This is a genomic window from Pseudomonas sp. GV047, from assembly GCF_003058245.1.
GTDB classification, from domain to species: domain Bacteria; phylum Pseudomonadota; class Gammaproteobacteria; order Pseudomonadales; family Pseudomonadaceae; genus Aquipseudomonas; species Aquipseudomonas marginalis.
Map to the genome: position 1 here is coordinate 52534 of NZ_QCWA01000016.1, position 22745 is coordinate 75278.

Annotated in this window: 26 protein-coding genes and 2 pseudogenes; 16 read left to right on the forward strand and 12 right to left on the reverse strand. The window is 60.3% G+C overall.

Annotated features, from left to right (window positions below; genetic code table 11):
* The first annotated feature begins 81 nt into the window (after positions 1-81).
* Complete coding sequence (locus tag C8K58_RS28815) at positions 82-978, forward strand: LysR family transcriptional regulator (protein ID WP_027607636.1); 897 nt, start codon at positions 82-84, stop codon at positions 976-978.
* Here the strand turns inward: C8K58_RS28815 and C8K58_RS28820 are convergent.
* Positions 959-1414: a flavodoxin gene (locus C8K58_RS28820; protein WP_065925982.1), complete on the reverse strand. Its 456-nt coding sequence runs from the start codon at positions 1412-1414 to the stop codon at positions 959-961. The two genes, C8K58_RS28815 and C8K58_RS28820, sit on opposite strands and share 20 nt — an antisense overlap.
* A gap of 129 nt (positions 1415-1543) precedes the next feature.
* Between C8K58_RS28820 and C8K58_RS28825 the strand changes: the two genes are divergently transcribed.
* Entirely contained in the window at positions 1544-2011 is a 468-nt protein-coding gene (locus tag C8K58_RS28825; RefSeq protein ID WP_027607638.1) for a PAS domain-containing protein, read from the forward strand.
* A 59-nt stretch (positions 2012-2070) separates the two neighbouring features.
* Positions 2071-2676, forward strand: a complete 606-nt coding sequence (locus C8K58_RS28830; protein ID WP_027607639.1) for a hypothetical protein — start codon at positions 2071-2073, stop codon at positions 2674-2676.
* A gap of 2 nt (positions 2677-2678) precedes the next feature.
* On the opposite strand, the gene C8K58_RS28835 is transcribed toward C8K58_RS28830, so the two are convergent.
* On the reverse strand, positions 2679-3638 hold the full coding sequence (locus C8K58_RS28835; RefSeq protein ID WP_108574767.1) for a MerR family transcriptional regulator: 960 nt from the start codon (positions 3636-3638) through the stop codon (positions 2679-2681).
* 215 nt (positions 3639-3853) lie between these two features.
* On the opposite strand from C8K58_RS28835, the gene C8K58_RS28840 reads away from it, so the two are divergent.
* The 6 genes from C8K58_RS28840 to C8K58_RS28865 are packed head-to-tail and all read left to right on the forward strand — an operon-like array spanning position 3854 to position 6791.
* Positions 3854-4414: an antibiotic biosynthesis monooxygenase gene (locus tag C8K58_RS28840; RefSeq protein WP_027607641.1), complete on the forward strand. Its 561-nt coding sequence runs from the start codon at positions 3854-3856 to the stop codon at positions 4412-4414.
* 57 nt (positions 4415-4471) lie between these two features.
* Entirely contained in the window at positions 4472-5182 is a 711-nt protein-coding gene (gene folM, locus C8K58_RS28845; RefSeq protein WP_027607642.1) for a dihydromonapterin reductase, read from the forward strand.
* Between the two features lie 20 nt (positions 5183-5202).
* A complete protein-coding gene (gene folE / locus C8K58_RS28850) occupies positions 5203-5763 on the forward strand; it encodes a GTP cyclohydrolase I FolE (RefSeq protein WP_027607643.1) in 561 nt (186 codons plus the stop codon).
* A gap of 2 nt (positions 5764-5765) precedes the next feature.
* Positions 5766-6137: a dihydroneopterin triphosphate 2'-epimerase gene (folX, locus tag C8K58_RS28855; RefSeq protein WP_003194073.1), complete on the forward strand. Its 372-nt coding sequence runs from the start codon at positions 5766-5768 to the stop codon at positions 6135-6137.
* A gap of 23 nt (positions 6138-6160) precedes the next feature.
* On the forward strand, positions 6161-6457 hold the full coding sequence (locus C8K58_RS28860; protein ID WP_027607644.1) for a DUF1244 domain-containing protein: 297 nt from the start codon (positions 6161-6163) through the stop codon (positions 6455-6457).
* Positions 6450-6791, forward strand: coding sequence for a HopJ type III effector protein (locus tag C8K58_RS28865; RefSeq protein ID WP_027607645.1), 342 nt, complete (start codon positions 6450-6452; stop codon positions 6789-6791). The genes C8K58_RS28860 and C8K58_RS28865 overlap by 8 nt, the downstream gene beginning before the upstream one ends.
* Positions 6792-6893: 102 nt before the next feature.
* Here the strand turns inward: C8K58_RS28865 and trxB are convergent, their stop codons facing one another.
* Positions 6894-7856: a thioredoxin-disulfide reductase gene (gene trxB / locus C8K58_RS28870; RefSeq protein WP_025858049.1), complete on the reverse strand. Its 963-nt coding sequence runs from the start codon at positions 7854-7856 to the stop codon at positions 6894-6896.
* Between the two features lie 294 nt (positions 7857-8150).
* Between trxB and cysZ the strand changes: the two genes are divergently transcribed.
* Positions 8151-8915 (forward strand): sulfate transporter CysZ, encoded by a 765-nt coding sequence (gene cysZ, locus C8K58_RS28880; RefSeq protein ID WP_027607646.1) that lies wholly within the window; start codon positions 8151-8153, stop codon positions 8913-8915.
* A 54-nt stretch (positions 8916-8969) separates the two neighbouring features.
* Entirely contained in the window at positions 8970-10148 is a 1179-nt protein-coding gene (locus C8K58_RS28885; protein ID WP_027607647.1) for a glycosyltransferase family 1 protein, read from the forward strand.
* 936 nt (positions 10149-11084) lie between these two features.
* Here C8K58_RS28885 and C8K58_RS28890 read toward each other — a convergent pair.
* The 7 genes from C8K58_RS28890 to rplU all read right to left on the reverse strand — a co-directional run bounded on the left by C8K58_RS28890 (position 11085) and on the right by rplU (position 16700).
* Entirely contained in the window at positions 11085-12188 is a 1104-nt protein-coding gene (locus C8K58_RS28890; protein WP_065925973.1) for an NADH:flavin oxidoreductase, read from the reverse strand.
* Between the two features lie 194 nt (positions 12189-12382).
* On the reverse strand, positions 12383-12865 hold the full coding sequence (locus C8K58_RS28895; protein ID WP_027607649.1) for a glutathione peroxidase: 483 nt from the start codon (positions 12863-12865) through the stop codon (positions 12383-12385).
* A 101-nt stretch (positions 12866-12966) separates the two neighbouring features.
* Complete coding sequence (locus C8K58_RS28900; protein ID WP_027607650.1) at positions 12967-13431, reverse strand: CreA family protein; 465 nt, start codon at positions 13429-13431, stop codon at positions 12967-12969.
* Positions 13432-13447: 16 nt separating this feature from the next.
* Positions 13448-14566 (reverse strand): glutamate 5-kinase, encoded by a 1119-nt coding sequence (gene proB / locus C8K58_RS28905; RefSeq protein ID WP_065939004.1) that lies wholly within the window; start codon positions 14564-14566, stop codon positions 13448-13450.
* A 109-nt stretch (positions 14567-14675) separates the two neighbouring features.
* Positions 14676-15899, reverse strand: a complete 1224-nt coding sequence (gene cgtA / locus C8K58_RS28910) for an Obg family GTPase CgtA (protein ID WP_015885843.1) — start codon at positions 15897-15899, stop codon at positions 14676-14678.
* Between the two features lie 194 nt (positions 15900-16093).
* Positions 16094-16351: a 50S ribosomal protein L27 gene (rpmA, locus tag C8K58_RS28915; protein ID WP_003176049.1), complete on the reverse strand. Its 258-nt coding sequence runs from the start codon at positions 16349-16351 to the stop codon at positions 16094-16096.
* A 34-nt stretch (positions 16352-16385) separates the two neighbouring features.
* Positions 16386-16700 carry a 50S ribosomal protein L21 gene (gene rplU, locus C8K58_RS28920; RefSeq protein ID WP_003176051.1) on the reverse strand — a complete coding sequence of 105 codons (315 nt, stop codon included), beginning with the start codon at positions 16698-16700 and terminating at the stop codon, positions 16386-16388.
* A gap of 239 nt (positions 16701-16939) precedes the next feature.
* Here rplU and C8K58_RS28925 point away from each other — a divergent pair, with 239 nt between their 5' ends.
* The 3 genes from C8K58_RS28925 (at position 16940) to C8K58_RS28935 (ending at position 18859) form a co-directional block, all read left to right on the forward strand.
* A complete protein-coding gene (locus tag C8K58_RS28925; protein WP_027607652.1) occupies positions 16940-17908 on the forward strand; it encodes a polyprenyl synthetase family protein in 969 nt (322 codons plus the stop codon).
* A 192-nt stretch (positions 17909-18100) separates the two neighbouring features.
* On the forward strand, positions 18101-18442 hold the full coding sequence (locus tag C8K58_RS28930; RefSeq protein WP_003230858.1) for a zinc ribbon domain-containing protein YjdM: 342 nt from the start codon (positions 18101-18103) through the stop codon (positions 18440-18442).
* A 159-nt stretch (positions 18443-18601) separates the two neighbouring features.
* Positions 18602-18859 carry a hypothetical protein gene (locus C8K58_RS28935; RefSeq protein ID WP_003194088.1) on the forward strand — a complete coding sequence of 86 codons (258 nt, stop codon included), beginning with the start codon at positions 18602-18604 and terminating at the stop codon, positions 18857-18859.
* 60 nt (positions 18860-18919) lie between these two features.
* On the opposite strand, the gene C8K58_RS28940 is transcribed toward C8K58_RS28935, so the two are convergent.
* On the reverse strand, positions 18920-19537 hold the full coding sequence (locus tag C8K58_RS28940; RefSeq protein WP_003176055.1) for an FKBP-type peptidyl-prolyl cis-trans isomerase: 618 nt from the start codon (positions 19535-19537) through the stop codon (positions 18920-18922).
* Positions 19538-19799: 262 nt separating this feature from the next.
* Here C8K58_RS28940 and C8K58_RS33250 point away from each other — a divergent pair.
* Both C8K58_RS33250 and C8K58_RS33255 read left to right on the forward strand, forming a co-directional pair.
* Positions 19800-20864 (forward strand): annotated as a pseudogene (locus tag C8K58_RS33250) (methyl-accepting chemotaxis protein); the annotation flags it as partial.
* 261 nt (positions 20865-21125) lie between these two features.
* Positions 21126-21719: pseudogene (locus tag C8K58_RS33255) on the forward strand (methyl-accepting chemotaxis protein); the annotation flags it as partial.
* A gap of 639 nt (positions 21720-22358) precedes the next feature.
* On the opposite strand, the gene C8K58_RS28950 reads toward C8K58_RS33255, so the two are convergent.
* Entirely contained in the window at positions 22359-22727 is a 369-nt protein-coding gene (locus tag C8K58_RS28950) for a glyoxalase superfamily protein (protein WP_027607654.1), read from the reverse strand.
* Between the last annotated feature and the right edge of the window lie 18 nt (positions 22728-22745).

The following is a 22745-nucleotide window of genomic DNA, read 5'->3' on the forward strand; positions in this document are numbered from 1 at the left end:
AGGCCCCCATTTTAGAGCGCGGCCTTCCATCCCCACAGCGAATTGTTAGACTGCCAGCCATTCCAAACTGGAATCAGGCCGATGGAATTCAAACAGCTGCGCAGCTTTGTCGAAGTGATCCACCGAGGGGGCTTTACCCAGGCGGGGAAAACCCTGCATATCAGCCAGTCCGCCGTCAGCAAACAGGTGGCGCAACTGGAGCAAAGCCTTGGCACACCGCTGCTCGACCGCATCGGCTCGCAGACCCGCCTGACCGCCGCCGGCCAGGTCGTACTGCAACGCGCCGAAGCCATGTTGCGCCTGCAAGCCGAACTGCTGAGCGAGCTGGACGATATGCAGCAGCTCACCCGCGGCGAGTTGCGCCTGGGCCTGCCGCTGCTGGCGGGTGACACGCTGTTCGCCGGGTTGTTTGCCGAGTACCGCCGGCGCTACCCGAACGTCACCATCCAACTGCTGGAAGGCGGTAGCCGCAATATCGAACAGGCCATCCTGAGCGGTGAGCTGGAAGTGGGCGGCAGCTTGAAACCCAATGACCCGGCGTTTGCCTGGCAAGCCTTTTGCGATGAACCCCTGGACGCACTGCTGCCGATTGACCATCCCCTGGCGGACAACGCCCAGGTGCGCCTCGAGGAATTGGCGGACACACCGTTCCTGATGTACCAGCGCAGCTTTGTGCTTAACGACCGCCTGATGCAGGCGTGTCAGCAGTTGGGTTTTACCCCGAAGGAAATCGGCCGCAGCGGCCAAGCGGATTTCCTCGCCGCCTTGGTGGCCGCCGGCCAAGGCGTGGTGCTGCTGCCCAGCGTGGTCGCCCGTGGGCTGGTGCGACCTGGGGTGGTGCGCCTGACGTTGAAGGCGCCCGACTACCTGCGCTGGGACATTGCCTTTATCTGGCGTGAGGGCGCCTACCTGTCGAAAGCCGCCCAGGCCTGGCTGGCGTTGTTACGCGAGTTTCCGGTCAAGCGCGCAGTGCAGTGACCAGCTCGGCCAGCCATGGCTCGGCGTCGGCTTCCGGGGTGACGCTTTCGCTGGCGTCCAGGCGCAGCATCGGCAGCACTTCACGCACACCCAACTCGCCGAACAGCTCGCGCATTTGCTCGCCACCGCCACAGAAGGTATCGCCGTAGCTGGCATCGCCCAGGCCGATCACTGCGCCGGGCAGGCCGCGCCAAGCGGCGGGCAGTTGGTCGCGAATGGTTGAATACAGGGGTTGCAGGTTGTCGGGCAATTCGCCCATGCCGGTGGTGGAGGTCACCGCCAGAAAGGCTTGCGGACTGAAGGCTATTACATCCGCCAAGGTCGCACGGGGATTGTGCCAGGCCTCAAAGCCGGCCTTGTTGAGGAGGTCGGCGGCGTGGCGCGCGACTTCTTCAGCCGTGCCGTACACCGAGCCGGAAAGGATGGCGACTTTCATCAATCTGATCCTGTAGTTGAGCGAAAGCCTGGGATATTAGCAGCTGGCGCAAATATTTCGGCGCCCGCCGTGCAAGATTCAAGGCATGTCTTAAACTGCCCACTCCAACCACAAGCCATGGACCGCTCAATGATTAACGCCAAGCTGATGCAAATGGTGATCAACGCTTCCAACGACGGCATCGTCGTCGCTGAAAGAGAAGGCAAGGACAAGCCGCTGATCTACGTGAACCCTGCATTCGAACGGCTGACCGGCTACACCCTCGACGAAATCCTCTATCAGGATTGCCGCTTCCTGCAATCCGGCGACCGTGACCAGCCGGCCCTGATGGCCATCCGTGAAGCGCTGGAGAACGGCGGTGCCTGCCGGGAAACCCTGCGCAATTACCGCAAGGACGGCAGCCATTTCTGGAACGAACTGTCCCTTTCAACGGTTTACAACGCCGCGGACAAGCAGACGTATTTCGTCGGTGTACAAAAGGACGTCACGCTCCAGGTCAAGGCCCAGCAGCGTGTCGCGCAGCTGGAAAGTGAACTGGCCGAGGTCAAGGCCGAGCTGGCAGCGCTCAAAGCGACAAGCGGATTAAACAAAATTTAGAAACTGCGGCCATAACAGCGGATAATGGCACTTTAATACCTCTCCATTGAGCAAGCACGATGCAACGCAATGCGCTTCTGACCCAGGATGAGCTGGATTTCATTCAGAGCATGCAGCACAACCCGCAACTCAACCTGCGGGATGCTTCGTCGAGCCTGACCGTCAACGGCGGTGCACAGATTCGCGACTTGCTCACCCGCCTGGCCGCCCATGACCACCTCACCATCCAGGCGCAGTTCGACAACCAGCAACTGACCTTCCCCCTGCATCTGGTAGAGGATGAGTTCAATGCGGTGCATCTGCGTTTGGGCGTGCCGAGTATTTTCGAAGACGGGCCGATGATACGCCCGTGGCGCCTGGCGCTTGAAACGCCGGTGGCGCTGGAGAACATCCGCGGTGCTGCTGGCGCCCTGCGGGTGCATGAAGTGTCATTCAAGGGTGTGCTGGTGGAGATTCGCAGCCGGATCAAGCCGCCAAAAACCTTTTCCCTGTGGTTCAGCCCGTCGGGCTACGAACGCATCGCGCTGCGCGGCTCGTTCGAGCGGGAAACGGCGCGAGGTTTGTTTGCCTACCGCTTGAGCCAAAGCGACGTGGATGAAACCGAGCGCCTGCGTCAGTTCATCCTGCACCAGCACCGCCTGGTCCACCCGCACATGCATGCCTGAAATCAGGTATCCAGCGCGCCGCTGAGAAACTGTTGCAAGCGCCGCCGCATCAAGCGACCTTCATTGCCCAGGCAGCCGATGGACGTGCCGGCCAGGCCGTCCTCGGCAAGATCCGACGCCGCACCTGCAAGCAGCAGCGGGCAATCCAGGGTCAACGCCAAGCGGTTCAAGCGCCCGGCAAGATCATGGTTATGCGAGTAATTGGAGAAGAGGATCAGCGCCTGTGGGTGAGTCTTCTCGCAGACCAGCGTCAACTCGTCAAACGGCTGTCCCATGCCCAGCACTTTCACGGCCAGGTCATCCCGGCTCATCAAGAGCGCCGCCACCAGCAACTCCAACTTGCGGCACTCACCCGCCATGGCCGCCAGCAATACCCGCGGCACGGGTGAAGCACACGCCAGTTGCAGGCGCTCCAGGGCACGTACTCGCAGGAAGTTGTCGAAGAACAGCCACTCGCTGGCCTGGCCGAAACGCCCCTGATGACGCAACAGCTCATTCCACAGGGGCATCAGAATGTCCTGGAACACTACGTCGAGTGGGTAGGTCGCCAGGACCTGCCCATACACACGCTCCAGTTGACGGTCATCGAAGTCGCTGACGGCCTGCATCAGCCGCGCCTGCCACTGCGGCCATTCGCTTTCCTCGACCGCATCGCGCTGCGCACGAACGGCTTCGGCCTGCTGATCGTCGCGAGCGAGAATCTTGCCCACTTTGCTCACGGCGACGCCGCGTTCGATCCAATCGAGAATACGATGGACTGTCTGTATATCGGCCTTGGAATAGAGGCGATGCCCACTTTCGGTGCGCGTGGGCTGTATCAGCCCATAACGGCGCTCCCAGGCACGCAGGGTGACCGGGTTGACGCCTGTCAATCTCGAGACTTCACGGATCGGAAACAGCTCATCGGAATCAGTGGAATCCAGATGCGAAACACTTTCAAGCGGAGCAGTAATCACGGGCATTTTTGACCAAAAAACCAACGTTAACTGGGCGCTCATTTAACGCCTTTACACCTGTCTTTTTCAAGTTTCCCGCTTTTCGGACCAATGTCGCTGGTGTATTCGGGTAAAACAGGAATAATCCTTGCCTGCTTTTTTACGCGTCGCTGCAACACCCCGCAGCTTCGTCTGTGCGCCACCTACACGGTCCAGTGCACCCGTACATTTGGAGATACACAATGTCTACCTCTCCCGTCACCTTGATGGTTGCGCGCCGCGTGGCCAAAGGGCGCTATGAAGAACTGATGGCCTGGCTGCGCGAAGGCGAGCAATTGGCCACCGACTTCCCCGGTTACCTGGGCTCCGGCGTGCTGGCCCCACCGCCCAATGACGATGAATTCCAGATCATTTTCCGCTTCGCCGATGAGAAGACCCTGCACGCCTGGGAGTTTTCCGCCTCACGCAGTGCGTGGTTGAGCCGTGGCAGCGATTTGTTCGCCGACCCGTCCGAGCACCGTGTACGGGGCATCGATGGCTGGTTTGGCGCAGCGGGTGCCCGTCCGCCACGCTGGAAGCAGGCGGTGGCGATCTGGCTGGCGTTTTTCCCGGTGTCGCTGCTGTTCAACTTCGTCCTGGGGCCGCTGCTCAGTGAACTCGAGCTGGGGCCACGGGTGCTGGTCAGCACAATCGCACTCACGCCCTTGATGGTGTACTGGTTCATTCCGCTGTCGACCCACCTGCTGGCGAACTGGCTGCACCCAGCGCCAGCCCCGCGCAAGGCCTCCGAAGCGGCGGCGTGAGTACAGGGGCGGCCCGTCGCTGGTATGATTTGCGCCTGCCAGCGACGCGAGCCTCCCATGACTGCAACGAACGCCCCGATCCTGATCACCGGCGCCGGCCAGCGCGTCGGCCTGCATTGCGCCGAGCGCCTGCTGGACGAAGGCCAGCCGGTGATTTTCAGCTACCGCAGCGAACGCCCCGGCGTGCAGGCCCTGCGTGAGCGTGGCGCAGTCGGCGTGTTTGCCGACTTTTCCACCGAAGCCGGGATTCTCGCGTTTATCGCTGAACTGAACAGCCACACCCAAAGCCTGCGTGCGATCATCCATAACGCTTCGGCCTGGGTCGCGGAGGCGCCGGGCGACGAAAGCCGTGCCTTTACCGACATGTTCAGCGTGCACATGCTTGCGCCGTACCTGATCAACCTGCATTGTTCACCCTTGCTGCAACGCTCGACACCTGCCGACATCGTGCATATCAGCGATGACGTGGTGCGCAAGGGCAGCCGCCAGCACATCGCCTACTGCGCCACCAAGGCCGGGCTCGACAGCCTGACGCTGTCGTTCGCCGCGCAGTTTGCGCCGCTGATCAAGGTCAACGGCATCGCCCCGGCGATGGTGATGTTCAACGAAGGCGACGACGCGGCCTATCGCACCAAGGTGCTGGCCAAGTCGGCCCTGGGCATCGAGCCTGGCCCCGAGGTGATCTACCAGAGTGTGCGTTACCTGCTGGACAACCCCTATGTCACCGGTACCACCCTGACCGTCAACGGCGGGCGGCATATCAAGTAAGCCGTTTGTGAGGATGTTGTATGACCTTATCCCTGCCCCACCATTACCGCGAGATCCTCAAGGGCCTGGGCGAAGACCCGGAACGCGAAGGCTTGCTCGACACCCCCAAGCGCGCCGCCAAGGCCATGCAGTACCTGTGTCATGGCTATGAACAGAACCTCGAGGAAATCGTCAACGGCGCACTGTTCGCCTCCGACAACGACGAGATGGTGATCCTCAAGGACATCGAGCTGTATTCGCTGTGCGAGCATCACCTGCTGCCCTTTATCGGCAAGGCCCACGTGGCCTATATTCCGACCGGCAGGGTACTGGGCCTGTCGAAGCTGGCGCGCATCGTCGACATGTTCGCCCGGCGCCTGCAGATCCAGGAAAACCTCACCCGGCAAATCGCCGATGCCATCCAGGACGTGACCCAGGCCGCTGGCGTGGCCGTGGTGATCGAAGCCAAGCACATGTGCATGATGATGCGCGGCGTGGAAAAACAGAATTCAACCATGAACACCTCGGTGATGCTCGGCGCGTTCCGCGAGTCGAACACCACGCGCATGGAGTTCCTGCAACTGATTGGACGGAGCAAGTAGCAATGCCACAACTTCAACCAGGCATGGCGCGCATCCGGGTCAAGGACCTGTGCCTGCGCACCTTCATCGGTATCAATGAGGACGAAATCCTCAACAAGCAGGATGTGCTGATCAACCTGACCATCCTGTATGCCGCCCAGGAAGCCGTGCGCGACAACGACATCGACCACGCGCTGAACTACCGCACCATCACCAAGGCCATCATCGCCCACGTGGAAGGCAACCGCTTTGCCTTGCTGGAGCGCCTGACCCAGGAACTGCTGGATCTGGTGATGAGCAACGAATCGGTGCTGTACGCCGAAGTCGAAGTGGACAAGCCCCATGCGCTGCGCTTTGCCGAGTCGGTGTCGATTACCCTGGCGGCCAGCCGCTAACCCCTGAATTGTCAGTGAGCCCTATGAACGATCAACAACGCCTCGAACTCGAAGCCGCCGCCTTCCGCCGCCTGGTGGCGCACCTGGACAGCCGCAAGGATGTGCAGAACATCGACCTGATGAACCTCGCCGGTTTCTGCCGTAACTGCCTGTCCAAGTGGTACAAGGCCGAGGCCGACGAGCGCCAGATCGAGCTAAGCCTCGATGACGCCCGTGAAGTGGTGTACGGCATGCCGTACGCCGAGTGGAAAGCCCAATACCAGCAAGAAGCCAGCGCCGAACAACAGGCGGCGTTCGCCAAAGGAAAAACCCATGACTGATTTGAACACCCTGCGCGCCAGCCTCGACAGCGGCGCACACGTTTTTGCCGACACCCTGGCGTTTATCGCTGCCGGTTACGATTACCAGCCGCAGGCCTTCACCAACGGCGATGTGGAAAACGCTGCCGGGCAGAACGAAGGTTCGTGCAAGACCTTGGGCCTGGCGCTGCTGGAAGGCTTGAGCGACCAGGAAGCGCTGCTGGCGTTTGGCGAGCATTACCGCTCGGTGGTGGCCACGCCCGAGGGCAGTGACCATGGCAATATCCGCGCGTTGATTGCCCATGGGTTGGCAGGTGTGAAATTCGCCGCCCAGCCACTGACCCGCAAATCCTGAGTCAGATGCAGATCAAAATGTGGGAGAGGGCTTGTCCCTCCCAGATTTAAATTGCACCCATAAAAAAACCGGCCTCGTAGCCGGTTTTTTTATTTCAACAATTTAGAACGCAGCGTCCTTCAAACCGTCGAGGTAACGCTCGGCGTCCAGGGCCGCCATGCAACCGGCGCCGGCCGAGGTGATGGCCTGGCGGTAAACGTGATCGGCCACGTCGCCGGCAGCGAAGATGCCTTCGATGTTGGTCGCGGTGGCGTTGCCTTCACGACCGCCTTGCACCACCAGGTAACCGTCTTTGGCTTCCAGCACGCCTTCGAACAACGACGTGTTCGGGGTGTGGCCGATGGCGATGAACACGCCGTCGACTTTCAGCTCGTCGAAGCTGCCGTCGTTGTTTTTCAGGCGAGCACCGGTCACACCCATGTTGTCGCCCAGGACTTCATCCAGGGTGGCGTTGAGCTTGAGGATGATCTTGCCTTCGGCGACACGGGCGTGCAGCTTGTCGATCAGGATCTTCTCGGCGCGGAACGTCTCGCGGCGGTGAACCAGGGTCACGGTGCTGGCGATGTTGGCCAGGTACAGTGCCTCTTCCACGGCCGTGTTGCCGCCACCGACCACGGCGACCGGCTTGTTGCGGTAGAAGAACCCGTCACAGGTGGCGCAAGCGGAAACACCCTTGCCCATGAACGCTTCTTCCGATGGCAGGCCCAGGTAACGAGCGCTGGCGCCGGTGGCGATGATCAGTGCGTCGCAGGTGTAGACGCCGCTGTCGCCGGTCAGGCTGTAAGGTTTTTTCGAGAAGTCGACCTTGTTGATGTGATCAAACACGATCTCGGTTTCAAAGCGCTCGGCGTGTTCTTTCATACGTTCCATCAGCACCGGACCGGTCAGGCCGTGGACATCGCCCGGCCAGTTGTCGACTTCAGTGGTGGTGGTCAACTGACCGCCCGCCTGCATGCCGGTGATCAGCAGCGGCTTGAGGTTGGCCCGGGCAGCGTAGACGGCAGCGCTGTAACCGGCAGGGCCGGAACCGAGAATAATCACTCGCGAATGACGGGTATCAGACATGACTCACTCCTATCGACCGCCCGGACTACAAGACGGCTGGAATAAAAAAGGGACCACGAAGCACTTGGGGAAGGCTTTAACTCGCAGGCCCTGAAAAATAATGGGTGCAGCGTATCGAGGGGGGCAAGATTAAGGAAATACGCAATAACAATCCAGCTCATAGGCGGTCTCTATGCAGTCAGGCCGATTAATCGACGCCTTTGTTACCGTTGATGTCGTCACACCGACCACGCTTTCGCCTTGAAGGCAAAGCCGGTAAGGTCGGCGCGTTCGTCATCCTGCTCGGAGTTCTCCATGCCCGCCCCTGTTCTTTCCGGCCCGCAATACCTGCGTGAAGGCCTCAAACTGGTGCTGAGCCCCGGCCTGCGGCTGTTTGTGCTGCTGCCGCTGGCGATCAACCTGGTGCTGTTCGTCGGCTTGATCTACTTTGCCGGCCATCAGTTCAGCCTGTGGGTCGACCACTTGATGCCGACCCTGCCCGGCTGGCTGAGCTTTCTGAATTACCTGCTATGGCCGCTGTTTGTAGTGCTGGTGGTGCTGATGGTGTTTTTCACCTTCACCATGCTCGCCAATATCATCGCGGCACCGTTCAATGGCTTTCTTTCCGAGAAAGTCGAAGTGGTGGTACGGGGTACCGATGACTTCCCGGCCTTCAGCTGGGGCGAACTGATTGAAATGGTTCCGCGTACCCTGGCCCGGGAAATGCGCAAGCTGGGCTACTTCCTGCCACGGGCCATCGGCCTGTTTATCCTGTCTTTCATTCCGGTGGTCAACCTGATCGCCGCGCCACTGTGGCTGCTGTTCGGCGTGTGGATGATGGCGATCCAATATATCGACTACCCGGCCGATAACCACAAGCTGGGCTGGAACGAAATGCTCGCCTGGCTGCGCCAGAAGCGCTGGCAGAGCATGAGCTTCGGCGGCATCGTCTACCTGGTGCTGCTGGTGCCAGTGGTCAACCTGTTGATGATGCCGGCGGCAGTGGCCGGGGCGACGTTGTTCTGGGTGCGCGAACAGGGCGCCGAGGCCATGGCGACGCCGAAAGTGGCCAAGTCATAAATCCATCATCTGCATGACACAATGGCGACATGGCCCACGGCGACACTGTGGGTCATGACGACAGCTTCGCTCCACATCACTCTCATCACCGAAACCTTCCCGCCAGAGATCAACGGGGTGGCCAATACCCTTGGCCGCCTGTGCGAAGGTTTGCGCGCGCGCGGCCATCAAGTCGAACTGGTTCGCCCGCGCCAGGGCGCCGATGCAAGCCGGCCCAGCGATGATGGCTTGCTGCTCTGCCGTGGCTGGCCGCTGCCGGGTTACCCCGGCCTGCAATGGGGCCAGTCGTCGATGCACAAGTTGCTGCGCCGCTGGACCCGCCAGCGCCCCGACGTGCTCTACATAGCCACCGAGGGCCCGCTGGGGCTGTCGGCGCTGCGGGCGGCACGGCGCCTGGGAATCAGTGTGGTCAGCGGTTTTCACACCAATTTCCAGCAGTACTCCAACCAGTACGGCCTGAGCCTGTTAAGCCGCATGGTCACGCACTACCTGCGCTGGTTTCATAACCGTTCGACCTTGACCCTGGTGCCCAGCGCCAGCCAACGCCTGGAACTGGAGCGTCGGCATTTCGAGCGCCTGGGGATGCTGGCGCGCGGGGTGGACAGCCAGTTATTCCACCCGGCCAAGCGTGACAACGCACTGCGGGAAAGCTGGGGCCTGGAAAACGACGATATTGCCGTGCTGCACGTGGGGCGCCTGGCCCAGGAGAAAAACCTCGGGCTGCTCAAGCGCTGCTTTGACGCGCTGCAGGCAACTTATCCACAGCGTCGGCTGAAGCTGATCATCGTCGGCGATGGCCCGCAACGCCCGATGCTCGAGCGCGACCTGCCCGACGCGGTGTTCTGTGGCACCCAGCGCGGCGAAGAACTGGCGCGGCATTACGCATCAGGGGATGTGTTCCTGTTCCCCAGCCTGACCGAAACCTTCGGCAATGTGGTGCTCGAGGCCATGGCCTCCGGGCTGGGTGTGGTGGCGTACGACCAGGCGGCGGCGACCCAGCATATCCGCCATGGTTACAACGGTGTGCTGGCCATGCCGGGTGATGAGGACGCGTTTTGCGATGCGGCCAGATGGTTGCTGGAAGACAGCGAACATTTGCGCAGGGCCCGCCTCAATGCACGCCAACATGCGAGCCGCCAGGGCTGGCCGGCGATTATCGAGCAGTTCGAGAACCAGTTACGCGATGTGTGCGCAGAACATTCGGCAGCTCCAACACTGCCTGACATTCGTTGAACGCTCTACGAATGACGTAGGCCAATTCCCCGCCCTGCCTGCCTACCCCTTGAATACTGGTTTCAACGGTAGGAATCCCTCCCTGAGACTGCCTGAATCGGTACGCCACAACAGGATATTTCCGGAACGTCGAGCGAATTATCACCACTGATATGACACCTGCCGTAAGAGGGGGTGTGTCCCTGTGAAACACACTCGAACGAGGCAGGTCATTCATGCTGAAAAACTAATAGAGAGCACTATGTCGACACTGATAAATGGATCAATGGCGCTGAGATTCCAACCATTCAACCCCTCCGCATGGGCATCCCCATCCGGAAGCGGTCACAACCACCAGAACCACGCAAACACTGGCTGGAACCGCCCGCAACCTTCGCGCCCGCAAAACAACTGGCAAACGGCGCAGAATGACTGGCAACGCCCATCGCACAACCATGACAACCGCCCGCAGTCCACACGCCCGCAAAACGCCTGGCGGCCGGCGCAGAACGACTGGCAACGCCCACTGCACAACCCTGACAACCGCCCGCAGTCCACACGCCCGCAAAACGCCTGGCGGCCGGCGCAGAACGACTGGCAACGCCCACTGCACAACCCTGACAACCGCCCACAGTCCACACACCCGCAAAACGCCTGGCAACCGGCGCAGAACGACTGGCAACGCCCGCAGCCCACTGACGGCCTCCCACGACCTGGCGGTACGCGCCCAAACCAGGAGCAATGTTCCGTCAGGCCACCTCAATGGGCACGTTCCGACCAGACGGACAGCACTTCTAGCTTTAACCAATATGGACCAAGGACAAGGCAATAAGCATTGAGGCGAATGATGGTCTGAACACAAGCGAAAGGCCGGGTACTCACTACCCAGCCTTTCGCCTGAAACAGCTAAACCTTCACGCTCAGCCGTCGATAGTGACCGCAGGCCTGGGCTCCCCCCTACACCAGGGTCGTCAACGCCTCGCGACTGAACGGCAGAATGTCGCCTTCACGACCTTCACGCACCTTCACGGCCCAATCCGGATCTACCAGCAGCGCACGGCCAACAGCGACCAGGTCGAACTCGTCGTTGTTCAAGCGCTCCAGCAGTTTTTCCAGACTGGCCGGTTGGGCGACCTTGTCGGTATTGACCATGAACTGCAGGAATTCGCCATCCAGGCCGACACTGCCCACGGTGATAGTCGGTTTACCCGTGAGTTGGCGGGTCCAGCCGGCGAGGTTGAGGTCGGAACCTTCGAACTCCGGCTCCCAGAAACGGCGGGTGGAGCAGTGGAAAATATCCACACCGGCATCAGACAACGGCTTGAGGAATTCACCCAACGCCTCGGGGGTTTGCACCAGGCGTGCGGTGTAGTCCTGCTGCTTCCATTGGGAGAAACGCAAGATGATCGGGAAGTCCGGGCCGACGGCGGCGCGGGTGGCCTGGATCAACTCGATGGCAAAGCGCGAACGGTTGGCCAGGCTGCCGCCGTATTCGTCGGTGCGCTGGTTGCTGCCTTCCCAGAAGAACTGGTCGACCAGGTAGCCATGGGCGCCATGGATTTCCACGCCGTCCATGCCGATGCCCTGGGCATCCTTGGCGGCTTGGGCGAACGCGGCAATGACATCCTTGATGTCCTGGGTGGTCATGCCGTGGACGACCACGTTGCCATCCTTGAGTTTTTCCATCGGGCCGTAGGCCGGCACACTGGCGTCAGGCTCGGTACCGATGCGGCGCACACTGCCCACGTGCCAGAGCTGCGGGACAATCTTGCCACCTTCGGCGTGCACGGCATCGACGACCTTCTTCCAGCCGGCCAGCGCCGCCTCGCCGTAGAAATGCGGGACATTCGGGTAGCCATTGGAGGCCGGGTGACCGACCACGGTGCCTTCGGTAATGATCAGGCCCACGCCGGCAGCGGCACGGCGGCGGTAGTACTCGATGACCTTGGAATCAGGCACGCCACCTGGGGAAAACGAACGGGTCATCGGCGCCATGACCACACGGGTCGACAGCTGCAGTGCACCGAGCTGGAACGGTTTGAACAGGGCTTGGACAGGCATGGGAGCACTCCGCGGAAAACGAGGTTTATGATGCGGATAATATGGGGAGTGCAGCGTGCCGAATAGCACTATTGATTTGGGTGATTAAGGGGTATGAAAGCAGCGGCTAGCTGCAGGTTTAAAGCTGCAAGAGCCGCGCATGTGCTTCTACTTGCAGCTTCAAGCTTACAACTTGAAGCTGCACCGGCAGGTGTTCAACTCAGGGCTTTTTCGATGGCCTGCACGACCGTCGGATCATCCGGTGCAGTGCGCGGCGAGAATCGCGCGAGGACCCGGCCATCCTTGCCCAGCAGGAATTTCTCGAAATTCCAGGTGATATCCCCTGGAAACTCTGCACCCTCGCCCGCCAGCAAACGGTACAGTTGGTGACGCTCAGGGCCGTTCACATCGAGTTTGCTGCCCAGGGGGAAGGTCACGCCGTAGTTCAGGCTGCAGAACTCGCGGATTTCTTCCTCGGTGCCCGGTTCCTGGCCAGCAAACTGGTTGCACGGCAGGCCAAGCACGGTAAAACCCTGGTCCTTGTACTGCTGATAGAGGTTTTCCAACGCAGCGTACTGCGGGGTCAAGCCACATTTGGAGGCTACGTTGACCACCAGCACAACGTGCCCCTTGAAGGGCGCCAGCGGCAGCTCTTGTCCGTCCAAAGCTTTGAGTTTCAGGTCGTGGAAAGCACTCATGACGAACTCCAGATTTCCCATGTTCTTAGCAAAGCAGCGCTTCGAGATTACAACCCGCAAGCCTGCAATCATAGACGCCGATTGCAAAACTCGCCTGCGGATTACTGAGCGGTCGGCCACGGCAGAATAGGAATCGCCGTCACCGCGTTCTGCGGGCTGCCTTCGATCAAGCGGTCACTGTAGACCAGGTACACCAGGGTATTGCGCTTCTTGTCGAGGAAACGCACCACCTGCATGGTCTTGAACACCAGCGAGGTGCGCTCCTTGAACACTTCGTCGCCGTCCTTGAGCTCGCCCTTGAAGCGAATCGGGCCGACCTGACGGCAGGCGATCGAGGCTTCGGCACGGTCTTCGGCCAGGCCCAGGCCGCCTTTCACGCCACCGGTCTTGGCGCGCGACAAATAGCAGGTCACGCCGTCGACCTTGGGGTCATCGAACGCTTCGACCACAATCCGGTCGTTGGGGCCGACGAACTTGAACACCGTCGACACCTGGCCAACTTCTTCGGCCGAAGCCAGCAGCGGCAGGGCCAGCAGCAGGCCGAGCAATCCCTTCATCACGCGCATCGTGTATTCCCTTTGTTTAGACCAGGATCAGGTTATCGCGGTGAACCAGTTCCGGCTCCGCCATGTAACCCAAGAGTCCGACAATCGCGTCAGACGATTGTCCGATGATTTTCTGCGCTTCCAGGGCGCTGTAGTTGGCCAGGCCCCGGGCGATCTCACGACCGTCGGGCGCCACGCACACCACCATCTCGCCACGGCGGAAGCTGCCCTGCACCAACTTGACGCCCACCGGCAGCAGGCTCTTGTTGCCCTGGGACAACGCCGACACCGCGCCATCGTCGAGCACCAGGGTGCCACGGGTTTGCAGGTGCCCGGCCAGCCATTGCTTGCGCGCCGCGAGCATGCCGCGTTCGGGCGACAGCAGCGTACCGATGCGCTCACCCGCCTTGAGGCGATCCAGCACACGCTCCAGGCGCCCACCGACGATGATGGTGTGGGCCCCGGAACGTGCTGCCAGGCGTGCTGCGCGCAACTTGGTCTGCATGCCGCCACGCCCCAGGGCGCCGCCGACGCTGCCGGCCACGGCGTCGAGCGCCGGATCATCGGCGCGCGCTTCGTAGATCAGTTGGGCATCGGGGTTATGGCGTGGGTCAGCGTCGAACATGCCGTCGCGGTCAGTGAGGATCACCAGCAGGTCGGCCTCCACCAGGTTGGCCACCAGCGCGGCCAGGGTGTCGTTGTCGCCGAAACGGATTTCGTCGGTGACCACGGTGTCATTCTCGTTGATCACCGGGATGACCTTGAGCTCCACCAGCGCACGCAAGGTGCTGCGGGCGTTGAGGTAGCGCTTGCGGTCGGACAGGTCGTCGTGGGTCAGCAGGATCTGCGCCGTGTGGCGGCCGTGCTCGGCAAAGCTGGATTCCCAGGCTTGCACCAGGCCCATCTGGCCGATGGCGGCGGCGGCTTGCAGCTCATGCATCGCGCTGGGTCGCGCGGTCCAGCCGAGGCGGCTCATCCCGGCGGCAACTGCCCCGGACGACACCAGCACCAACTCGACACCTGCTTCATGCAAGGCCACCATCTGCTCGACCCAGACGCTCATGGCTGCACGATCCAGGCCTTTGCCATCTGCCGTCAGCAGCGCACTTCCGATCTTTACGACCCAGCGCTGCGCACCTGTCACTTTGCTCCGCATCATCTTCAACCTTAGATTGAGGGCCGCGCGACCCAGCGCCGCCCATAACGTTATACCCGGATACCAAAACGCCGCTCCTGGGAGCGGCGTTCAAGTTTATCGCAACGGATCAGTCGCGCACGTAAATGATTTCCGGACCGTCTTCGTCATCCACGTCTTCTTCGTCCCAATCATCGTCGCCAATGTCATGGACCGACTTCACGCCGCTGCGGCGCAGGGCACGCTGGTCGTCCAGGGCTTGCAACTGGGCACGGGCCTCGTCTTCGATCTGCTGATCGAGTTCGGCGAGTTCGGCCTTGAATACCGGGTCGGCCGCCAGACGGTCGGCACGGTCTTCCAGGTAGCGCATGATGTCGCGGGTCAGGCGCTCGGTGCCTTCTTTGGCGATCGCCGAGATCACGTAGACCGGACCGGTCCATTCCAGGCGATCGACGATTTCCTTGACGCGCTCCTCGTGCTCTTCCTCGAGGATCTGGTCGCACTTGTTCAGCACCAACCAGCGATCACGCTCGGCCAGGGCCGGGCTGAACTTGGTCAGCTCGCTGACGATCACTTCGGCGGCGTCCGGTGCACTGGTGTCATCCAAGGGCGCCATGTCGACGAGGTGCAGCAGCAAACGGGTGCGGGACAAATGCTTGAGGAAGCGAATCCCCAGGCCTGCGCCGTCGGAAGCCCCTTCGATCAGGCCGGGAATGTCGGCGATCACAAAGCTTTTCCAGCGGTCGACGCTGACCACGCCCAGGTTTGGCACCAGGGTGGTGAACGGGTAGTCGGCGACTTTCGGCTTGGCGGCCGACACCGAGCGGATGAAGGTACTTTTGCCGGCGTTCGGCAGGCCCAGCAGGCCCACGTCAGCCAGTACTTTCATTTCCAGCTTCAGGTCACGCTGCTCGCCCGGCTTGCCCGGCGTGGTCTGGCGCGGTGCACGGTTGGTACTGGACTTGAATCGGGTGTTACCCAGACCGTGCCAACCGCCCTGTACAACCATCAGTTTCTGGCCGGCCTTGGTCAGGTCGCCAATCACTTCCTGGGTCGCGGAGTCGATGATCGTGGTGCCGACCGGTACGCGCAGTACCAGGTCTTCGCCTTTTTTACCGGTGCAGTCTGTGCTGCCGCCGTTGGAGCCACGCTCGGCATCGAAATGCCGGGTGTAACGGTAGTCCACCAGGGTGTTGAGGTTTTCGTCGGCCATCATGTAGATGGAACCGCCGTCACCGCCGTCACCGCCGTTGGGGCCACCGTTTTCGATGAATTTTTCGCGACGGAAACTCATGCAACCGTTACCGCCGTCGCCTGCTTTTACTCGGATGGAAACTTCATCAACGAACTTCATAACAAAACGCCTCTCGCCGCACGGACGAGCTTAAGAAACCAAGACATAAGACTCTTGCAAAAATGAGCGCAGCGACCTCAATCAACAGCCGCAAATCCAGCTGCTTGAGCCCATTACAAACAGCTTTGCAAGAGACTCACTCCACAAACGAAAAAGCCCCGTCGCAAGACAGGGCTTTTCCAGCGATCGCGCAATTAAGCGGCGACAACGCTCACGTAACGGCGGTTGAACGCGCCTTTTACTTCAAACTTGATCACGCCTTCGATTTTCGCGAAGAGGGTGTGATCTTTACCCATGCCAACACCGTAACCGGCGTGGAATTGGGTGCCGCGCTGACGCACGATGATGTTGCCCGGAATGATTTTCTGGCCGCCATACATCTTAACGCCAAGGCGTTTGGCTTCTGAGTCGCGACCGTTACGGGTACTACCACCAGCTTTTTTGTGTGCCATGAGTCAATTCTCCTAGTGAGGAATTAGGCTGAAATTAAGCCTGAATACCGGTGATTTTGATCTCGGTGTACCACTGGCGGTGGCCCATACGCTTCATGTGGTGCTTACGACGACGGAACTTGATGATGCGGACTTTATCGTGACGACCTTGGGAGATCACTTCAGCCACAACGGTAGCGCCAGCAACAACTGGAGCGCCGATGTTCACGTCATCGCCATTGGCGACCAACAGAACGCGATCAAAGGTAACGGATTCGCCGGTAGCGATTTCCAGTTTTTCGATCTTCAGGTATTCACCTGGGGCGACCTTGTATTGCTTGCCACCAGTAACAATTACTGCGTACGACATGGTATTTCTCCGATAATCCTGCTCACCCAGCGCTTTATAAGAAGAGGTATTGGCTGGCATGGCTGCATGGGATGGACGTCCCGAATGCAATTGCGTAAGGCAGGTGCTGCCCAGGAAGTTCAGGGTGCGCGATTGTACGCAAGGTAAATGGGTGTTGCAAGTGGCCGTCTATCGCGCCTTGACACCCGGGGGTCAGGGTCCTAGCATGCCGCGCAACCCTTCTGGAGCGACTGTCGCTGATGCAACCCCAAGCTTTCTACCGCGCGGTCGCGGACGATTTTAGCGCCGTCGACGGCATCATCAAGCAGCAGCTGACGTCTAAAGTGCCGCTGGTCTCCAAAATTGGCGACTACATTACGTCGGCGGGCGGTAAACGCCTGCGTCCTTTATTAGTGCTGCTGTGTGGCAAGGCCCTGGGCCGCGAAGGCGATGACCTGCGCCTGCTGGCCGCCACCATCGAATTCCTGCACACCGCGACCCTGCTGCATGACGACGTGGTCGACATGTCCGGCATGCGCCGTGGCCGCGAGACCGCCAATGCGATGTGGGGCAATGCCCCGAGCGTGCTGGTGGGCGACTTCCTGTACTCGCGCTCGTTCGAAATGATGGTCGAGCTGGGCTCGATGCCGGTGATGAAGATTCTTTCCCAGGCCACGCGCATCATCGCTGAAGGCGAAGTGCTGCAGCTGTCCAAGGTTCGCGACGCCAGCACCACCGAAGAAACCTATATGGAAGTGATTCGCGGCAAGACCGCGATGCTCTTCGAAGCCTCCACACACAGTGCCGCCGCGCTCTGTGGCGCGACCGCCGAGCAGGCCGAAGCCCTGCGGACCTTCGGTGATCACCTGGGCGTGGCATTCCAGCTGGTGGACGACCTGCTCGACTACCGTGGCGATGCAGAAACCCTGGGCAAGAACGTCGGCGACGACCTGGCCGAAGGCAAACCGACCTTGCCGCTGATCTACACCATGCGCGAAGGCACGCCGGAACAGGCGGCCCTGGTGCGCAAGGCGATCCAGAAAGGCGGGATCGAAGACCTGGAGGCCATCCGCGCTGCCGTGGAAGCGTCCGGTTCCCTGGAGTACACCGCGCAACTGGCGCGTGACTACGTGGCCCGTGCGATCCAGTGCCTGCAAGCCCTGCCGGCCAGCGAGTACCGGGATGCCCTGGTTGAGCTGAGTGAGTTTGCGGTCGCGCGTACTCACTAAAACATACCTGCAAGACCAATGTGTGAGGGGGCTTGCTCCCGATAGCGGTGGATCAGCCGGTCGATGTATCGACTGGAACACCGTCATCGGGGGCACGCCCCCTCCCACATTTGGATTTCATACAGCCTGCAACATCACAAAACCCTATATAATGTGCGACTTTTAGTCATCCCTGAATCTCAAGGAGCTTTAGTGAGCACGTTGCCACCCTGCCCGAAATGCAATTCCGAATACACCTATGAAGACGGCGCCCAGCTGATCTGCCCGGAATGCGCCCATGAGTGGTCCGCCAATGGCGAGGCCGAAGTGGCCGGCGATGAAACCGTGAAGAAAGACTCTGTGGGCAACGTCCTGCAGGACGGCGACACCATCACCGTGATCAAAGACCTCAAGGTCAAGGGTACGTCCCTGGTCGTGAAGGTCGGCACCAAGGTCAAGAACATCCGCCTGTGCGACGGCGACCACGATATCGATTGCAAGATCGACGGTATCGGCCCGATGAAACTCAAGTCCGAGTTCGTGCGCAAAGTCTGAACCTGCTGCATCCATCCCGCGCCCGCGCGGGATGGCGTTTTGCCCTCCCCGTTGACCCCTCGCAATATCCACACAGAAAAACCAGGAAACTGCCAATAGGCACTTGCTATTCTACGAATAAGAATTATTCTCATTGAAACCCATCAAGGAGATGTACCCATGACTTATTTGATAGATGCCTGGCTCGACCGCCCACACCCTTACCTGCGCATCCTTCATCGGGAAACCGGCGAAGTCTGTGCGGTGCTGGAAGAAGAAGCGCTGAATGAATTGCAGGATCAGGGTGACCTGGACGTCAACGGCCTGAGTTCGAGTGAACCAGGAGTGCTCAAGGAAGTGGTGCGTAATCTGTTTCTGTTCTGCTATGCCCGAGCGTTGCGCCCGGCGACGGAGCTCAATGGCAAGTTCCATCCATGAACACACCGGCAAAACACTGTGGGAACGAACGACCCCGTTCCCACAGGTAACCAGCAGGTCTTACAGAACGTCGAGCAGTTCGACGTCGAATACCAGCACGCTGTGCGGCGGAATGCTGCCAACGCCTTGAGCGCCGTAAGCCAACTCGCTCGGCACGTACAGGCGCCATTTGCTGCCGGCATTCATCAGTTGCAGGGCTTCGGTCCAGCCGGCGATCACGCCGCCTACCGGGAATTCTGCAGGCTGGCCACGCTCGTAGGAGCTGTCGAACACAGTGCCGTCGATCAAGGTGCCGTGGTAGTGAGTACGAACCTGGTCTTCACGGGTCGGCTTGGCGCCGTCACCAGCGGTCAGCACTTCAAATTGCAGGCCGGAAGCCAGGGTGGTGATGCCATCACGCTTGGCGTTTTCAGCCAGGAACGCCAGGCCAGCGCCAGCGGCGGCTTCAGCCTTGGCAGCAGCCTCGGCTTGCATGATTTCGCGGATGACCTTGAAGCTGGCGGCCATTTGCTCCTGGTCAACACGGCTTGGTTTGCCGGCGAATGCATCGGTCAGGCCAGCCAGGATCGCGTCCAGGCTCACACCCGGTGGTGGGTTGTCGCGCAGTTGGTCGCCCAACTGACGGCCGATACCGTAGCTGACGCGGGTTTCGTCGGTGGACAGATTAACTTCGGACATGAAGAGGCTCCGCTGTAGGGCAGCACTGGAAACAGTGATGTGCGCGCCGCCCTGAACTAAAAGGGCCAGCAGACTAGCACACAAGACCTGCTGGTGATGAGCCCCCCACCGCGGCACGGCACCGGGATCGCGACCCTTCGTCGCACGCGCAATAAAAGCGCTTCAGATTCAACCCTCCCCGCCGATACAGCGCTACACACTTTGGCTGGCTCAAACAACAACACCGTCCAGCAGACAAAAAATCACCTTCGCGGAGCATTCGATGAACAGCTGGTTCGGTAACATCAGCGTCAACCTCAAACTGGGCCTGGGCTTCGGCCTGGTACTGGTTCTCACCTCAATCCTGGCCTTCACCGGCTGGACCAGCCTGGGCAGCCTGATCGACCGTAGTAACTGGATGAGCGATATCACCCAGCTCAACGCGTCGCTGACCAAACTGCGCATCGTGCGCCTGCAATACATGTTGGCCAACGGTGATGAAGCCGTGGCGCAGAACGTGCAGACCAGCCTGGATGCCTTTGCTGCCCAGCAACAGAAACTCCTGGACAGCTTCAAGAGCCCGGAAAACGTCAAGCTGCTCAACGAGCAGAAAGCCATCATCACGGCTTATCAGCAATCCCTGAACAAAATGCGTGAGGCTTACCGTAACGGCAACGCTGCTCGCCAGGTCATGGGGGACAAGGCCGATATCGCCAACGCCCAGATCGATGCGCTGGACACCAGCGTGCAGCAGATACCCGACAGCCCGGAGCGCTTCACTCAGTTCCAGGCGGTGACCAACGCCAAGCAGGCGTTCCAGTTGGCCCGCTACGAAGTGCGTGGCTACACCAACAACGTCAACCCGGACACCGAAGCCCGCGCTGCGGCACAAATCGAGAAAGCCATCGGCGGCTTGAAAGGCCTCAGTGTCGCATTCGGCGCCAGCCAGCAAAGCGCGCTGAGCGCCCTGGAAACCGCCCTGGGCGCCTATCGCACAGCCGTTCAAAACTACAAGACGGCCAACGCCAATATCGTGGCTGCCCGTGCCGAAATGACCACCCAAGGCGCCGATATCGTCACCATCAGCGACAAGCTCTACGACATCCAGCTGGATCGTCGCGACGCCGAAAGTGCCCAGGCCCGTAGCCTGCAGTTGATCAGCACGCTGCTGGCACTGCTGGTCGGTATCATCGCGGCACTGGTGATCACCCGCCAGATCACCCGTCCACTGCAGGAAACCCTGGCTGTGGTTGAGCGCATCGCCTCCGGCGACCTGAGCCACAATATCCAGGTCACCCGTCGCGATGAACTGGGCGTACTGCAACAAGGCATCCAGCGCATGGGCACCACCTTGCGTGAACTGATCAGCGGGATTCGCGACGGCGTGACCCAGATCGCCAGTGCCGCCGAAGAGTTGTCGGCCGTCACCGAGCAGACCAGCGCCGGTGTGAACAGCCAGAAGATCGAGACCGATCAGGTCGCCACGGCAATGCACGAAATGACCGCCACCGTGCAGGAAGTCGCACGCAACGCCGAGCAAGCCTCTCTGGCTGCCGCCGACGCTGACGGCCAGGCCCGCGCAGGCGATAAAGTGGTAGCCGAGGCCATCGCCCAGATCGAACGCCTGGCCGCCGAAGTGGAACGTTCCACCGATGCCATGGCGCACCTGCAACAAGAGAGCAACAAGATCGGCAGCGTGATGGACGTGATCAAGGCGGTGGCCGAACAGACCAACCTGCTCGCGCTCAACGCAGCGATCGAAGCGGCGCGTGCCGGTGAAGCCGGTCGTGGCTTTGCCGTGGTCGCCGACGAAGTGCGTGGCCTGGCCCAGCGCACGCAGAAATCCACCGAGGAAATCGAAGGCCTGGTCGCCGGTTTGCAGAACGGCACCCAGCAAGTTGCCAACGTGATGAACAACAGCCGCAGCCTCACCGACAGCAGTGTCGAACTGACGCGCAAGGCCGGTGTGTCCCTGGAAAACATCACCCGCACGGTGTCGAACATCCAGTCGATGAACCAGCAGATCGCCGCCGCTGCCGAACAACAAAGCGCCGTGGCCGAAGAGATCAGCCGCAGCATCGTGAATGTGCGTGATGTGTCCGAGCAGACCGCCACCGCGAGCAATGAAACGGCGAAATCGAGCGTGGAACTGGCGCGTTTGGGTAGCCAGTTGCAGCAGATGGTCAGTCACTTCCGGGTGTAAGAAATCAAAAAGCCGCCTCGGCATATACCGAGGCGGCTCCACCTCTCAGACGTTAGCAGTCATCGAAGCTGTCCCGCAGGAACTTCCATACGTGATAAGCACGTAGGCAGTTCACTACGAGGTTCCATGTACGTCGTGCAAACCTAGACATACTCGGCCCTCCGTGAGTTGGGCCTTACCTCCAGCACACTTACCGGAACATGTGGGCCTTAGGATGCTGGTCATAGCTTCCGATGAGGCGGCCGGGCTTTGGTTCCTCCCGCATAAATCCGGCACGGATTACTAGCCCGTGGCGTTCGGTCCATAATTCCGCGCGCATACCCAGCCACCTACAAAACGACATACTTGGAACGGGGTGATACTAACCAACATCCTCATCGAAGGTGTGACGGGAGATGAGAAAACCCTCCGCGGAGGTCCGCTAATTTATTGCCAATTCTTGCCACCGTTTTTTATAACATTCAGTGAAATGCGTGAAAACCGTCGGCCTTGGCCAGTCCTTGCGGGGCGCGACAATCGGCAGTAGTATTCTTCTCGCTGGTCATAGCTTCCGCTGAATATGCAACCCCAGCTACTAACCGGGATTGCAATAAAAAACCGCCCTACTAAGGCGGTTTTTTATTGCCTGCGATTTACCTCTCAGCCCTCACCTTCCTCAACAAACACCACCCGATTCCCAAACGGATCCTTGATGCTCATCTCCCGCGATCCCCAAGGCGTTTCCTCAACCCCAGGCTTGGCGTAACGGTAATCCTTGCCCGCCAACTGCTGCTGATACGTGTCCACCCCTTGCGCCTGAATCCGCACCGCCGCGCCCGGCGAAGCATCGCCATGATGTTCGGACAGGTGCAGCACACAATCGCCCAGCGAAACCTGCAGATAGAGTGGATAGTTCGCCTCGAAACGATGCTGCCAATCGACCTTGAACCCCAGAAAGTCGACGTAGAACTCCAAGGCCTTGGCCTCATCGAAAATCCGCAGGATGGGGGTGACTTTTCCTAAGTGCATGACAATCGCTCCGTGTAT